We start from the raw sequence: 13656 nt of genomic DNA on the forward strand, positions 1-13656 counted from the left end.
TTTCCTGCGCTTCGGCCTCATGGGCCGGACACGCAGTTCAAGCTCTTCGCCGACAACTGCTGCATAGGCCGAGAATCGACGCGAGCCGTGCTCATCCGTATGGATGACTTGATTCGAGTTCGAGGGGCTCGTTGGTGACGGTCTGTATCCTTTTCCACCCGATCCGGTCCTGTTGTGCATGTGTTCGCTGAAATCGGCGGGCCCTCGCCGTCGTCTGTGCCGCTTCATGAAAGATCACCGGTGTTGAACACACCGGACGCTTCGTACGCTTCCGAAAGCGCTCTGCCGCCGCAGTACCGCTGAGGAAGGACCGGAAGCACCATGCCACCGATGCTGAGCATCATCGTGCCCGTGTTCGATGTCGAGCTCTACCTCTCCGCCTGCCTCGAGTCGTTGGCCGGCCAGCACATTGCCGACACCGAGATCATCGTCGTCGACGACGGCTCGGCGGACGGCAGCCGCCCGATCGCCGATGCGTGGGCACGCAAGGACTCCCGGGTGCGAATCCTCGAGCAACGCAACTTCGGCTTGAGTGCCGCCCGCAACGCCGGCGTCCGGGCAGCGCGCGGGACATACCTTGCCTTCTGCGACGGCGACGACATCGTGCCGCCCGGCGCGTACGCCGCCCACATCGCCTCGCTCGAAGCCTCCGGATCCGACTTCTCGACCGGCGACGTGCGGCGGATCGACAGCACCGGCGTGCGTCCCCACCCCGGATACCGGGACGTGTTCGCGCAGAACCGGCGCCGCACCCACATCCGTTGCCACACCGCACTGATACGCGACCGCATGGTCTGGAACAAGGTGTTCCGCCGCTCGTTCTGGACTTCGCGGGAACTGGTCTTCGCGCTGCCGGCGTACGAGGACGCGCCGGTCATGATGCGCGCCCACATCGAGGCATCGGCGGTCGACGTCCTTTCGGAAGTCGTCTACCACTGGCGGATCCGCGAGGCCGGCGCGCCCTCGATCACCCAGCGGCGCGACGAGCCCGCAAACCTCGCCGCCTGCATGCGGATGGTGGTCGACACCTTCGACGTCATCACGGGACTGGCCGAAGACCTCATCCCCCCGTACGCGGACGACATGTGCCGCGGAGATGTCCGGGACGCGCTCGACGGCCTGAAGCTGCATGACGAGCAGGCCCTGGACGAGACGCTGTCGCTGGCACGCTCGTTCGTCGAGCGGGTGCCCGCCGAACTCATCAGGGCCCTGCCCGCAGCGGACAGAAGCCTTATGGACCATCTGGTCCGCGGCGAGCTGGCCGAGATCCGTCAGTTCGTGAACGAGGTACCACACATCACCGCGAACGAAGGGGAACCAGCACAGTGAGCGCCGAGACCGCCCTCGAATGGTCCGATCTCGATGACAAGGCGATCGCGGTCAGCCGTACCCTGGCCGCCGACGCCGTCCAGCAGGCGGGGGGCGGCCACTCCGGCGCGGCGATGGCCCTCGCCCCGGCGACCTACCTGCTCTTTCAGCACCTGATGCGGCACGACCCGGCGGACCCGGCGTGGATCGGCCGCGACCGGTTCGTTCTCTCATGCGGGCACACGAGCCTGGCACTGTACGTTCAGCTGATCCTCTCGGGCTACGAGCTGTCCGTCGACGATCTCGCGCGGCTGCGACAGTGGGAATCACCGACCCCCTCACACCCGGAGTACGGTCGCACACCCGGCGTCGAAATGACGACCGGGCCGCTCGGCCAGGGCCTCGCGACGGCGGTGGGCATGGCGATGGCGGCACGGAAGCAGCGCGGTCTGTTCGATCCGGAGAGCCCGCCCGGCCGATCCGTGTTCGATCACACCGTCTGGGTCATCGCGTCGGACGGCGATCTTCAGGAGGGGCTGACCAGCGAGGCGTCCTCTCTCGCCGGCCATCAGCGGCTCGGCAACCTCGTCCTCCTCTACGACGACAACCACATCTCCACCGAGGGCGACACCGATCTGGCATTCAGCGAGGACGTACTCGCACGCTACGACGCCTATGGCTGGCACACGCAACGTGTCCGGGACATCAATGACCTTTCGGCGCTGTACGGCGCGCTGATTGCGGCGCGCGACGAGGCCGACCGTCCCTCGATCATCGCGGTCGAATCCGTCATCGCCTGGCCGGCGCCGACCGCCCGGGGCACCGCGAAATCGCACGGCGGGCCGCTGGGCGCCGACGAGGTGGCGTCGACCAAGCGCCTGCTCGGACTCCCCGAGGACCGGATCCTCCACATCCCCGACGACGTGCTCCGCCACACGCGTCAGGGCACTGAGCGACGCCAGGGGGCGCGTGCGGACTGGAACGTTCGGTTCGACAAGTGGCGCGCCGGCAATCCGCAGGGCGCGGAACTCCTCGACCGCATGAGGAGCCGCGGTCTGTCGGATGGGTGGTGGTCCGAACTCCCCGTCTTCCCGGCCGGTACGCGGACGGCCACCCGCGCTGCGTCCGGCTCGGTGCTCAACGCGATCGCCGCGTCGCTGCCCGAGCTGTGGGGCGGCTCCGCCGACCTCGGTGGGAACAACTGCACGGTGATCCACGGGGCCGACAGCTTCCTGCCCGAGCCCAAGGGCGGCTCACCCTACGGCCGCAACCTGCACTTCGGCGTCCGTGAGCACGCCATGGGTGCGATCCTCAACGGCTTCGCGCTCTACGGGTTCCGGCCCTACGGGGGCACGTTCCTCGTCTTCTCGGACTACATGCGCCCGGCGGTCCGTCTCGCGGCCCTGATGGGACTGCCGGTGACGTATGTCTGGTCACACGATTCGATCGGTCTCGGCGAGGACGGCCCGACGCATCAGCCCATCGAGCACCTCGCCGCGTTGCGCGCGATCCCTGGACTCGATGTGGTGCGCCCGGCGGACGCGAACGAGACCGTGGCCGCGTGGCGCACCATCCTCGAACACGGCGACCGTCCCGCCGGCCTGCTCCTGTCGCGGCAGGATCTGCCCGTGCTCGACCAGCCCACGGACGCCGGGGTTGCCAGGGGCGGCTACGTGCTCGTCGAATCCTCGGCTCCGACGCCCCGGGTCATTCTGATCGGCACCGGATCCGAGGTGCAGCTCGCGGTGCGGGCGGCCGAACTGCTCGAAGCGGAGGCGATCGCGACCCGGGTGGTGTCGATGCCCTGCGTGGAGTGGTTCACCGAGCAGGACCCGGTCTACCGCCGCCAAGTCCTGCCGCCGGAGGTCGGGGCACGCGTGTCGGTGGAGGCCGGGATCGCCCTCGGCTGGCGTGAATTCGTCGGCGAGCACGGGGAGATCGTCGCCCTGTCGCACTACGGTGCCAGCGCACCCTGCGAAGTCCTGTATGAAAAGTTCGGTCTCACCGTGGACCGGGTCGTGGCCGCCGCCCGAGCCAGCCTCGCGCGGGCGGAGGCGCACAACGGCCACTGACCAGCCCGGCCCGGCGGAGCCTTCCGAGGCGCCGCCGGGGCGCTCCTGGCGCCTCGGCGGAAAACCCGCGAGGTTCTCCGCCGAGGCGGATCACCGACTCACCGCCTGCGACGCCTGTTGCTTGGCCTTCAGCAGCGACATCGTCGCGTCTGCCACGTTCGCCCGGCCCGGTATGCACAGTTCCGCTCCGCGCTCCAGTGCGTCCACCGCGACGGCGGCGACATCGTCGGCGGATTTCCACATGATCGCGGGGACTGCCGCGATCTCCTCGGCTGTGAATCCTGCGCGTCGGTCGAAATCAGTAGGAACCGGACCGGGGCACAGTGCGGTCACGGTCACCGGGGTTTCGCGGAGTTCGAGCCTGAGCGTACGGGTGAAGGACAGCACGAACGCCTTCGATGCCGCGTAAGTGCCCTGTCCGTCCATCGGCTTGAAGGCTGCCGTCGAGGCTATGTTGAGAATCGCTCCGGAATTCAGGGCGATCATGCCGTTGACGAACTTGCGGCACAAATCCACGACGCTGATCATGTTCAGCTCCATATGCCCGAGTTCAGTGTCGAAGTCGCACTCCGCGATGCTGCCGCGGGTGGCCGCACCGGCACCGTTGATCAGTATGTCGACGGCCAGCCCGTTCCGTCTGACGCGTGCCTCGAGCTCGGCTCGGTCCGTCCGACTGGTGAGATCGGCTTCGATGGTCTCGACACGGGCACCGTGCTCTCGCAGCTCATCCGCAATGCGACACAACCTGTCCCCGTCGCGCGCCACCAAGGTGGTGCCGTAACCGCGTGACGCAAGCGCGCGCGCCATGGCCGCGCCGATGCCCGATGACGCTCCCGTGATCAGAGCGGTCCCCTGCGGAGACGGCGGTGGAAGTGGCATGACATCAACCCTTCGTGACTGTCCGACATGCATTCCGAATTCGTGACCGCAATCGGCGATTACTCATTCTCGCGCGCGCAACCTACCCCTGGGTTTATCGCATCAAGTGACGAAAGTTGAGGCCGGAGAGCATCGCGCGGCCGATACTGTCATCGTATCCTCGAGGTGCACGGGGACCACTGACTTTGTTGTCATGGGGCTGTGACGGAGCCTTTTCCGACCTGGCCGTCAGTACTGCCGACCACGCCCGTCGGCACGCCGGCTGGGGCTGGTCGGGCTCCTGTCCGGCGTTCCTGCGCTCGAGATCCTCGCCGATGCCGGCTCCAGAACCCGGGCGCCCGGACCGGTGGCCGGGTGGTGACACGGCCGCACCGCACGTTCAAGAAGAACGTCCGGACCGGTACGGGGAGATGTGCGAGCGCCGACGCGAGGCGCACGCCTCACGCCGTGTCCGGATCGAGCGTGGTATCGCCCATCTGGAGAACCGGCGGGCCCCGGTTCGACACCTCGGCCGCCGGGAGCACAAGTAACACCGTCCAGTCCGTCGCCGGCCCGCTCACCCTCGGCGGGCGGTGGGTGGAGGGCGGCGGCCCCGACTACGAGCGGATGTTCAACGCCTGTCTGGAGGGCCTGTCCGCCGACACGATGGTGGTGCGGGTGCTCTACCACTCGTGACAGAGCGAAGTCAGGGGTGGTGCGGCGTGGACCGAAACGGTGGCAGATGAGAACACCGGCTTTTCCGACGTCTGTGAGTCCCGCCGGCCTCTGGACCCCCTCCCCGGCACCGAGTCGAGCCCCTATCCGCTGCCCGACCGGCAACGGTCGGGTTCCGGTGCTGGTTCGGTGCTGACCTTCAGTCCGCCGATGAGGTAAAACCCCAGGCCCTGGCCCTGATCGAATAAGTCGTCGTATCACTCGGTGGTGGTGCCGATGAGGGACGTGGCGACGATGCGCTTGAGGTTGTTCGGGGCTGGTGGAGCGGTTGCGGGCGACGACATCGGCATCACTTCCTGGGGTGTGACGGGGACGTTTGCGTGTCGCCACACCGTAGGAATCCGCAGGTCAGGCGCACATGTGGCGAGGGAACATGGTTTGAGGGTTGGCTATGTGTGCGGCCACCATGCCGACTCGTGGAAAGGCGGTCCGGTGAACCGGGTGGTGTCGCCGGTCAGGGCCACGCCGAGCGGGGCCTGGCGCGGGTCTCCCCGAGTTCGGTGATGATTCGGCGGGGGTGTCGGCCGAGCAGTCGAAGATCGCGTTCGGACTCTTCGGGCTGGAACCCGGCCGCAGCAGCGCAGCCGGTGACCGGGGCATCACCGGCAACCTGTCCCATGCGGGCGTCGCCCTCACGAACCTGCTCGCGGCATCCTCCTCGGCACGGTCCGCACTGCGCCGCCGCCCGCGCTGCGGCCACGTCGCCGCACGCCGGACGCGGGGCGTTCTACGGCCCCAGCGGTTCGGGCCACCCGGGCGGGCGGCGCTGCGGGGCCCGGTTCAGCGCACCCGTCGGTCGACCGGGGAGTGCAGGCCGGTGAGGTCCGGGACGACGTCACGCCGGACGAGCCGGCGGGGTCGCGTCCTTCAGGGCTGGCGCGTGCTCGGCGTCTCTTCGCAGGTGACTTCGTTGCGCGGGGTGTAGCGCGTGCGGAACGGTTCCCGCTTCACTTCCCGGCCGTCGTCGTGGAAGACCCGCTCGACGGTGACGTCGAAGCCCTCGAGCGGGGTCTGCGGCACGCACTGCCCATCGGTGCTCACCTTCGTCTCCGGCTGCTGCACGTTGGTGCGCGGCCCCTTGACCGACGTGACCTCGTCGTACTTCTTCGTACCGAGGAAGCTGACGGTCAGCGAGGTGTCGGTGGACTCGGCCTGGATGTAGACGGCCTTGCCGGAGTCGTTGGTGAACCTCAGATCCAGGCTGCCCCAGGCGACCGTCGCCTCACGGCCCTCGGGGTAGCGCTCGATGTAGAAGGAGTGGGCGCCGTACTCGACGGGCTTGACCCCGGCGAAGAACATCGCGTTGAAGACGGTCGTGGCCACGGCGGAGACGCCCCCGCCCGGCGCCTTCCTGTACTGGTCGTCGTAGATCATGACGCCGTCGACGAAGCCGTTGGCCTCGGTGCGCTCGCCGACGGTCCGGTTGAAGCTCCAGGTCTCGTTCGGCATGACGACGGAGCCGTTGATGAGTTCCACGGCCCGGCCGACGTTCGTCGTGCGGTAGGCGGCCGGTTCGAAATGGACGGTGAAGGAGGACATCCGCTCCGTCAGCCCCAGACGTGCCGCGTTCTCGCGGGTGACCTCCGGCTGGATCCGTCGCGTGTCCACCTCGCCGGTGCGGGCGGTGCCCGACTTGGTGAGCAGGGGCAGGACGGCCTTGCCCAGGGCCTTGTCGGTGACCTCCACGCCGGCCCTGGCGTCGGCGGCCACCACGACCCTGTCGCCCTCGAGCCCCAGCCGGGCGTTCCGGGGTGTGGCGGGGAGGCCGTTCAGGGCGTCGGTCACCACCGGCGCGGCACGCAGGCCCTTGCTGTCGAGCTCCGGTGTGAGCCCGCCGGCGCCGTCCGGCCGCATCGTCAGGTGCTCGCCCAGCACGGCCGGGGTGAGCGTGAACCGCTTGCCGCCCGCGGTGAGCGTGACCGGTGCCGACATCGCCGGCTGCGCGAACCCGCGCACCGCCCGCCGGACCTCTCCCGCCGTGACCTCGGGCTTGGTCTCGCGTGCGGGCAGTACCGTGACCGGGTCCGCCGCGCCGCGCAGGAAGGGGGCGCGCAGTGAGCCGATCGCGGCGTCCACGTCCAGCGCGTACCCGGTGCGCGGGGCGGTCTGCTCGACACGGCCGTCGGCGAAGGAGACGGCACCGTCGCGGACCTTCGCATCGAGCGTCTTCGCCAGCTTCCCGAGGGCGGTACGGGCCCTGTCCTCGTCGACTCGCACGACCGGCTCGATGTCACCGCCCGAGCGGAACAGCCCGCCGATCACGCTGACCGGACCGGCGCCGGTGGACGCCGCCCGGTCCAGGGTTTCCCGGATGCCGAAGGTGAGCCCCGCCTGCCGCGGATCGACCGCGCCTTTACGGTCGCCGACCTGTACGGCCAGCTCTTGCGGGCCGGCCGCCACCAGGTGCCGCTCCAGTTTCCGGGTGGCCTCCTCGCGGGTCAGGCCCCCGATGTCCACGCCGCGCACCGTCGTCCCCGCCTCGATCTCACCGCCGGTGAGCAGCAGCCCGGCGAGGTACAGGCCGCCGATGCCGACGGTCAGCGCGCCACCCGCCAGGGCGACGGGCGGGAGAGAGGCTATCCGGGGGCGCATGGGTCTCCTGAACGATCGATGTAAGGCGCATCCGATATTGCGGCACCGTGTGCGAGAGCAGTCGGCCAAGCTACGCGCAACCGGGAGCCAAAGGGTATATCCAAGGTCACAACGGGCGTTTTGGATCATTGGCCCGAGGGGCGGGTGCAACGGCACCCGCATGCTCGGCGCCCGGCTCCTCCTGCGAACGGGCGACCACTCCGGGGCCGCTCCTGCCCGGTCCGCCGGGGTCGGCCGTGACGTCTCTCGTCGCAGTGCTCGCCACACGCCGGACGAACCACGCCGGTCCGGCCCGGGTGACGCGCCGGACCGTCGGGGCGGCTCATCCGAAGACGCTGTGGTGGCCGCCCTTCACGTGGTCCACGGGATGCGGGAGGGCGAGGGCTCGCCGGCGGCGCATAATGATCGTTCCGAAGCGGCCCACGCCCGTCGCGTGGACGATCGAGCGAGGCGATGAGCGGTGTGGCCGCGAGTTGACGGTATGCGCACGATGGAGCTCGGCACTCCGGGCGAGCTGCGGGGCCGGTTGAACTCCCTGGTCCTGGCCGGGCGGAAGACCGCCACGACCGGTCTGCTGGCCGAGTACGTCGAGGAGACCGAGGGCCTCGAGTTCGTCGGTGAGCGGATGGCCCTCCTGGACGACGACGGTCACGCGATCGCCACCATAGAGATCACGGGGGTGGAGCAGAGGTCCTTCAGCGAGGTCACGTGGGAACACGCCGCCGCCGAGGGCGAGGGTGACGCCTCCCTGGAGGAGTGGCGCACCGGCCACCGCAGGTTCTGGAGGTGCGAGGGCGCGCAGGTCGAGGACGACACCCCCGTCGTGTGCCTCGCCCTCCGCGTCGTGAAGACCTGTTGACCAAGGGTTTTGACCCCGGGGCCTGGGCATGGGCCAGGCCGGTGTTCCGCGGCACACGCGCTCCGCTTGTGACGCACCCGCCGACCGCCGTCACCGGGATCGGCGGCGATCGTCAAGGCGCGGCGCACCCCGGCCGTGCCGCGCGTCCGTCGAGACGAAGACCGCCGAGGACCCGCTGGACGAGGTCCGGTCCGTGTTCGACGGCCGGTTCCGCGTCGTCGCCACGGTCGTCGCGCACGAACGAGGACACGCTGTCGGGGGATCTGTGCATGTCCGGCGTGTCTCCCGGTGCTTCCCGGCCGGGCGTTCCGGGTGACGAGACGGCGCCGCCACCGGACGGGGACGGCGAGGACCGCGGCACCGGCGAGGAACAGCCGCCCCGGGCGTCCGATGCCCCGGAGTCCGCCCGCCTGTTGACAGAACGTCACACCACTCCCATCATGGGAGCGCTCCCATCGGCGGGATCCGCCGCGCGCCGCCCGTGCACGACCGCACCGCATCCACGCACCGTTTCCTGTGCCACCGGCGCGGAACGTCCTGCTGCCGCGCCGGCACTCCGCCTGTCCGGGCGCACGGTCCGGCCCCCGCTGCCCCGCCCGTGCCGCCGGACCCCGAGGGAGGACCCCCATGCCCTTGCCGCAGAGACCCGGCCGGCCGGCCGGTACCGGCACCCGCCACCTCGCACGCGCCGCCGCCGCCCTGACCGCCGCGCTCGCCCTGCTGTCCCCGCTGAACGCCGCCGGTGTCGCGTCGGCCGCCGCCGCCCCCGAGGCCCCTGCCGCGGACGTCGACGTCCGGGTCAACACGCAGGCATCGCTGGGCCGCATGCCCGACACCGCACGCGGAGTCAACGCGGCCGTCTGGGACTCCCACATGAACGATCCCGAGGTCGCCGACCTGATGAAGGCCGCCGACGTCGGGGCGATGCGCTACCCCGGCGGCTCGTACGCGGACATCTACCACTGGGAGACGCACACGGCGCCCGGCGGCTACGTCGCCCCCGGCACCGGCTTCGACTCCTTCATGGGCACCGTCCGCGCCACCGGCGCCCAGCCGATCCTGATCGCCAACTACGGCTCCGGCACGCCCGAGGAGGCGGCCGGCTGGGTCCGGTACGCCAACGTCACCAAGGACTACGGCGCGCGGTACTGGGAGATCGGCAACGAGATCTACGGCAACGGCCACTACGGCAACGGCTGGGAGCACGACGAGCACGAGGACAAGAGCCCGCGGGAGTACGCCCGTCAGGTCCGCGCCTACGCCGAGGCCATGAAGGCCGTCGACCCGACCATCAAGATCGGCGCGGTCCTCACCACCCCGGGCCACTGGCCGGACGGCGTCGTCGGCGAAGGCGATCCGGGCGACTGGAACCACACCGTGCTCTCCGAAGTCACCGACGTCATCGACTTCGTGAGCGTCCACTGGTACGCGGGCGGTGCCGACACCACCGCCGAGGACGCCATGACGAGGCTGACCAGGCTGCCCGGCGAACTGCGGGAGGTACGCGGCCAGCTCGACCGGTACGCGGGCGCCGACTCACCACGCATCGGCATCGCCCTCACCGAGATCAACACCAACACGGGCGGCGCCAGGCTCACCGCCCGCCCCAACGGCCTGTTCGCGGCCGACGCTTTCATGACGGCCCTGGAGAACGGTGTCTTCACCGTCGACTGGTGGAACACCCACAACGGCGCGGACCGGATCACCACCGTCGACGGCGAGACGGACTACGGTGACATGGGGATGCTCTCCAGCGGCGCCTGTACGGGTGATGTCTGCGAGCCGGCGCCCAACACGCCGTTCCACCCCTACTACGGCATGAAGATGACCGGCGAACTGGGCACCGCGGGCGACACCCTGGTCGCCGCCGCGTCCTCCGCGCAGGACGTGTCCGTACACGCCGTGCACCGTCGCGACGGGCGGCTGAGCGTCCTGCTCATCAACAAGGGCCCGGACGCCGCCCGGACCGTGGACCTCGAGTACGCGGGTTTCACCCCGTCCGCCGCCGCACCCGAGGTCAGCCGTTACGCGCGCGGTGACAGCGACATCACCGACCTCTCCGACGGCGGGGCGTCCGCCTCCCGGGTCACCGTGCCGCCGTACGGGATGCTCACCGTCACCCTCACCCCGGAGGCCGGCACCGGGCCCGGCGCCTCCGGCGCCGAGGCTCCGGGGACTCCGCGTCTGGAGGCGGTGACCGACACCACCGCGAGCCTGTCCTGGGAGGGCGCGGCGGGCGCCACCCGCTACCTGGTCCAGGAGCGTGACGGCGCGCACACCCACGTGGTGGGCGAGACCACCGGCACGTCCGTGACCCTGGGGAACCTGCCGCCGGGCAGCACCCACACGGTCAACGTGCTGGCGGCCGACGCCTCGGGCCGGATCTCCGCACCGTCCACCCCGCTGACCTTCACCACCGGTGCTCCGCCGGACGCCCCCTGCGCGGTGACCTACCACCATGACACGAGCTGGGGCAACGGCTTCGTGGCCACGGTCACCGTCCGGAACCTCTCGGACACCCCGATCACCGGCTGGACCGTGGACTGGGACTGGCCGACCGACCGTCAGTCGGTTTCCTCCGGCTGGAACGCCACGTTCCACCAGACCGGCCGGCACGTACGGGTGACCGCCCCCGAGGGCGCCGGGCCGCTGGCCCCGGACGGCGGGTCGACGGCCGCGTTCGGCTTCGTCGGCGCCAACGACGGACCCAACCCGCAGCCGACGGTCCTCCGCCTCAACGGCGCCGTCTGTTCGGGGGGCTGACGCCCTGCCCGTCCGGGAGCGGCGGCAGGGTGACCTGCTCCCGGACGGACCGGTCTCCCTGCGGGACGAAGGGCGTGCGACCATCCGGCCGCCCCGTGTGGCGCGCACCGGCGCGCATGGTGTGGCCTGAGACGTGTGGGACGGTCCACCCGCGAAGGAGACACGGAGCATGTTCGGTCAGGCGCAGGCGTTCAGCGGTTTCTCGGTCGACGACCTCGGCGAGGCCCGCCGGTTCTACGGCGAGACTCTGGGCCTCCCGATGGAGGAGACCGGGCAGGGGGACATGCGGGTGCTGGCCCTCACGCTCGGCAGCGGCGCGCGGGTCTTCGTCTACCCGAAGGAGACGCACGCCCCCGCGACGTTCACGATCCTCAACTTCCCCGTCGACGACATCGTGGCGGCCGTCGCCGAACTGGAGCGGCGCGGCGTCACCCTGGAGCGCTACGCGGAATTCGACCATGACGAGAAGGGCGTCGTCCGGGTCGGCGGCGACGGCCCCGCGGCGATCGCGTGGTTCACCGACCCGGCCGGGAACGTCCTCTCCGTGCTCCAGGAGAACTGACCGGACACTGTCGAGCGGCACGGCACGGACCGTGCGTGCCTTCCCCTTGCCGTGAAGCACCCGCCGATCCAGCGGCACGGCCTCGGAGCCGCTCCCCCGACCGGGTCGGACGCGGACGACCTGGCCGGCGTCGACGTCAGGACCACCACCGTCGTCCCGCGCTTCGGGCGTGTCACCGTCAGTGACGAACTGGCGGTCCATCTGTTCGGGCCCTCCGGCCAGGAACGCTCCTGGTTCATGTGGAACGAGCTGGGGCTCGGAGCCCTGGGAGCAGTGGTGCCGGTCGACGCCCGCCGCTCCGCACCCCAGCCGGCCAGGTGATTCCTGCCCGTGCCCCTCCTCCCGGAGCCCGGCCGCCTCCCGGTCACTCCCCCCGCGTCGTGAACGTGTGCGTGCCCGGCCCGGCCGTCGTCCGTGCCCCGTCGGGCAGGTGGATCTCGGCCGCGGCGGCCCGCCGGTCAGCCGGTGGGCGCGAGCCTGGCCGTGACCCCTCCCAGCGCCGCCGAGAACTGGTCCGTGACCTGTGCCAGGGCCTCGGCGGCGCCCGGCGCGACGACCGTCGCGCCGTCGTCGTCGACGATGATGTCCCGGTCGAGGGTGAACCAGCCGGGGACTATGTGCAGCGCGCCCATGGAGTTGAGCACGGGACGCAGCGCGTAGTCGATGGCCAGGACGTGGGCCGTGCTGCCCCCGGTGGCCAGCGGAAAGACCGTCTTGCCCGTCAGGACGTACTGCGGGAGCAGGTCCAGCAGGGACTTCAGCAGGCCCGAGTAGGCGGCCTTGTACACGGGAGTGCCGATCACCACACCGTCCGCCTGTTCGAACAGGGCTGTGGCGGCGGTGATCGCCGGGTGCCGGAAGTCGGCGCCGAGGAGTGCCTCCGCCGGGAGGGTGCGCACGTCGAGCGGCGTCACGTCGTGTCCGTGCAGCCGCAGCCGGTCGTCGAGATGGCGCAGCAGTCGCGCGGTGCGTGAACCGGTGGAGGGGCTTCCGGAGACGGACAGGATGGAGGCCATGGGTGGACCTTTCGGGATCGGGGTTCGGGCGGGGAGGGCGAGCCGGGGGAGCGCTCCGGTGGTGGCCCCGGTGTTCACCAGGTGCTCGGCTCCACCGGCACCAGCGCGGTGCGCGGCGTCTCCGGGAAGGCGACGGTCCCGGCGGCCACCGAGCGGTGGTTCACGTCGTCGAGGACGCCGTGGCGGGCGCCCCGGACCACCGAAAGGCGGGCCCGGGACCGGGGCTCGGCCGTACGGGTGAGGGCGTCGCGGTCCGCGAGCCGGTCCGCGTCGCCGACGGGCAACAGGGCCGGGACGGACAGGTCGGCGCCGGGTGCGGCGGCACGCGGTCGGCCGGATCGGCGGTGCGGTCCGGGTCGTCGGGGCGTGGGTCGTCCGGGCATCTCGTACTTTCTGTGACGGTGCCGGCCCCCGGGGCCGTACGGCCGGAGGCGGGAGCGGGGCGGGGGAGGGGAGGGCCGCGCCACCGCCCCGACGCCGGCAGGGCGTGCCGGGGCATGCCGGGACGGGCTCGGCGCACACGGCGGGCCACCGTGTGCCGGGGCACACGGCGTCGACGGGTTCGCGGAGGCGGACCCGCACGGAGAGGGGGGTGGGGAACGCGCAGGAGGCGGGCGGCGCGGACGGCGGGCGCGGCTCGGCCGAGCGGCGGACGGCCGTGACCGACGGAAGGGGTCAGGCGCCTGGGGGCCGCGGAGGGCGGTCGGTCAGCGACAGAGGGCGCTGCAGGTGCGCCGCAGGTCCACGTAGCGGCACACCACGCCGGGGTGCGTCGTGAGCATGTGCCACATCCTGTGGGCAGCCGCGCGCGCCTGTCAATGAACACCGAGGGGTGTCTCATTCGGCGGGACGGGTCCCTGATCGCAGATCGGAGACCCGTCAGGCGGCGGG

Annotated in this window: 12 protein-coding genes; 7 read left to right on the forward strand and 5 right to left on the reverse strand. The window is 70.9% G+C overall.

Annotation, left to right across the window (positions count from 1 at the left end; translation table 11 throughout):
- The first annotated feature begins 330 nt into the window (after positions 1-330).
- Together ACH4VX_RS11770 and tkt are read left to right on the forward strand one after the other, a co-directional pair.
- Entirely contained in the window at positions 331-1329 is a 999-nt protein-coding gene (locus ACH4VX_RS11770; protein ID WP_398367207.1) for a glycosyltransferase family 2 protein, read from the forward strand.
- A complete protein-coding gene (gene tkt / locus ACH4VX_RS11775; protein ID WP_398367208.1) occupies positions 1326-3380 on the forward strand; it encodes a transketolase in 2055 nt (684 codons plus the stop codon). Before ACH4VX_RS11770 ends, tkt begins: the two co-directional genes overlap by 4 nt.
- A 90-nt stretch (positions 3381-3470) precedes the next feature.
- On the opposite strand, the gene ACH4VX_RS11780 is transcribed toward tkt, so the two are convergent.
- Positions 3471-4292, reverse strand: coding sequence for an SDR family NAD(P)-dependent oxidoreductase (locus tag ACH4VX_RS11780; protein ID WP_398367209.1), 822 nt, complete (start codon positions 4290-4292; stop codon positions 3471-3473).
- A gap of 429 nt (positions 4293-4721) precedes the next feature.
- Here ACH4VX_RS11780 and ACH4VX_RS11785 point away from each other — a divergent pair, with 429 nt between their 5' ends.
- Complete coding sequence (locus tag ACH4VX_RS11785; protein ID WP_398367210.1) at positions 4722-4934, forward strand: hypothetical protein; 213 nt, start codon at positions 4722-4724, stop codon at positions 4932-4934.
- Between the two features lie 906 nt (positions 4935-5840).
- Here ACH4VX_RS11785 and ACH4VX_RS11790 read toward each other — a convergent pair.
- Entirely contained in the window at positions 5841-7565 is a 1725-nt protein-coding gene (locus ACH4VX_RS11790) for a VanW family protein (protein ID WP_398367211.1), read from the reverse strand.
- A gap of 481 nt (positions 7566-8046) precedes the next feature.
- Here ACH4VX_RS11790 and ACH4VX_RS11795 point away from each other — a divergent pair, with 481 nt between their 5' ends.
- The gene (locus ACH4VX_RS11795) at positions 8047-8424 is read left to right on the forward strand and encodes an ASCH domain-containing protein (RefSeq protein ID WP_398367212.1); all 378 of its coding nucleotides are present in this window, start codon (positions 8047-8049) and stop codon (positions 8422-8424) included.
- Positions 8425-8536: 112 nt separating this feature from the next.
- Here the strand turns inward: ACH4VX_RS11795 and ACH4VX_RS11800 are convergent, their stop codons facing one another.
- Positions 8537-8695 (reverse strand): hypothetical protein, encoded by a 159-nt coding sequence (locus tag ACH4VX_RS11800; RefSeq protein ID WP_398367213.1) that lies wholly within the window; start codon positions 8693-8695, stop codon positions 8537-8539.
- A gap of 356 nt (positions 8696-9051) precedes the next feature.
- On the opposite strand from ACH4VX_RS11800, the gene ACH4VX_RS11805 reads away from it, so the two are divergent.
- The 3 genes from ACH4VX_RS11805 to ACH4VX_RS11815 all read left to right on the forward strand — a co-directional run bounded on the left by ACH4VX_RS11805 (position 9052) and on the right by ACH4VX_RS11815 (position 12070).
- On the forward strand, positions 9052-11187 hold the full coding sequence (locus ACH4VX_RS11805; RefSeq protein ID WP_398367214.1) for a cellulose binding domain-containing protein: 2136 nt from the start codon (positions 9052-9054) through the stop codon (positions 11185-11187).
- A 169-nt stretch (positions 11188-11356) separates the two neighbouring features.
- Complete coding sequence (locus ACH4VX_RS11810; protein ID WP_398367215.1) at positions 11357-11749, forward strand: VOC family protein; 393 nt, start codon at positions 11357-11359, stop codon at positions 11747-11749.
- 51 nt (positions 11750-11800) lie between these two features.
- Positions 11801-12070 (forward strand): hypothetical protein, encoded by a 270-nt coding sequence (locus ACH4VX_RS11815; protein ID WP_398367216.1) that lies wholly within the window; start codon positions 11801-11803, stop codon positions 12068-12070.
- A gap of 137 nt (positions 12071-12207) precedes the next feature.
- On the opposite strand, the gene ssuE is transcribed toward ACH4VX_RS11815, so the two are convergent.
- Together ssuE and ACH4VX_RS11825 are read right to left on the reverse strand one after the other, a co-directional pair.
- Positions 12208-12765, reverse strand: coding sequence for an NADPH-dependent FMN reductase (gene ssuE / locus ACH4VX_RS11820; RefSeq protein ID WP_398367217.1), 558 nt, complete (start codon positions 12763-12765; stop codon positions 12208-12210).
- 74 nt (positions 12766-12839) lie between these two features.
- On the reverse strand, positions 12840-13148 hold the full coding sequence (locus ACH4VX_RS11825) for a hypothetical protein (RefSeq protein ID WP_398367219.1): 309 nt from the start codon (positions 13146-13148) through the stop codon (positions 12840-12842).
- Positions 13149-13656 lie beyond the last annotated feature (508 nt).

The organism is Streptomyces sp. NPDC020731, assembly GCF_044334705.1.
Classification (GTDB): Bacteria; Actinomycetota; Actinomycetes; order Streptomycetales; family Streptomycetaceae; genus Streptomyces.

Excerpts from the sequence above, each read along its gene's own strand:
- ACH4VX_RS11770 (WP_398367207.1), top strand. The coding sequence starts at position 331 with ATGCTGAGCATCATCGTGCCCGTGTTCGATGTCGAGCTCTACCTCTCC.
- ACH4VX_RS11780 (WP_398367209.1), bottom strand. The coding sequence starts at position 4,292 with ATGCATGTCGGACAGTCACGAAGGGTTGATGTCATGCCACTTCCACCG.
- ACH4VX_RS11790 (WP_398367211.1), bottom strand. The coding sequence starts at position 7,565 with ATGCGCCCCCGGATAGCCTCTCTCCCGCCCGTCGCCCTGGCGGGTGGC.
- ACH4VX_RS11795 (WP_398367212.1), top strand. The coding sequence starts at position 8,047 with ATGCGCACGATGGAGCTCGGCACTCCGGGCGAGCTGCGGGGCCGGTTG.
- ACH4VX_RS11800 (WP_398367213.1), bottom strand. The coding sequence starts at position 8,695 with ATGCACAGATCCCCCGACAGCGTGTCCTCGTTCGTGCGCGACGACCGT.
- ACH4VX_RS11805 (WP_398367214.1), top strand. The coding sequence starts at position 9,052 with ATGCCCTTGCCGCAGAGACCCGGCCGGCCGGCCGGTACCGGCACCCGC.
- ACH4VX_RS11810 (WP_398367215.1), top strand. The coding sequence starts at position 11,357 with ATGTTCGGTCAGGCGCAGGCGTTCAGCGGTTTCTCGGTCGACGACCTC.
- ssuE (WP_398367217.1), bottom strand. The coding sequence starts at position 12,765 with ATGGCCTCCATCCTGTCCGTCTCCGGAAGCCCCTCCACCGGTTCACGC.
- ACH4VX_RS11825 (WP_398367219.1), bottom strand. The coding sequence starts at position 13,148 with ATGCCCGGACGACCCACGCCCCGACGACCCGGACCGCACCGCCGATCC.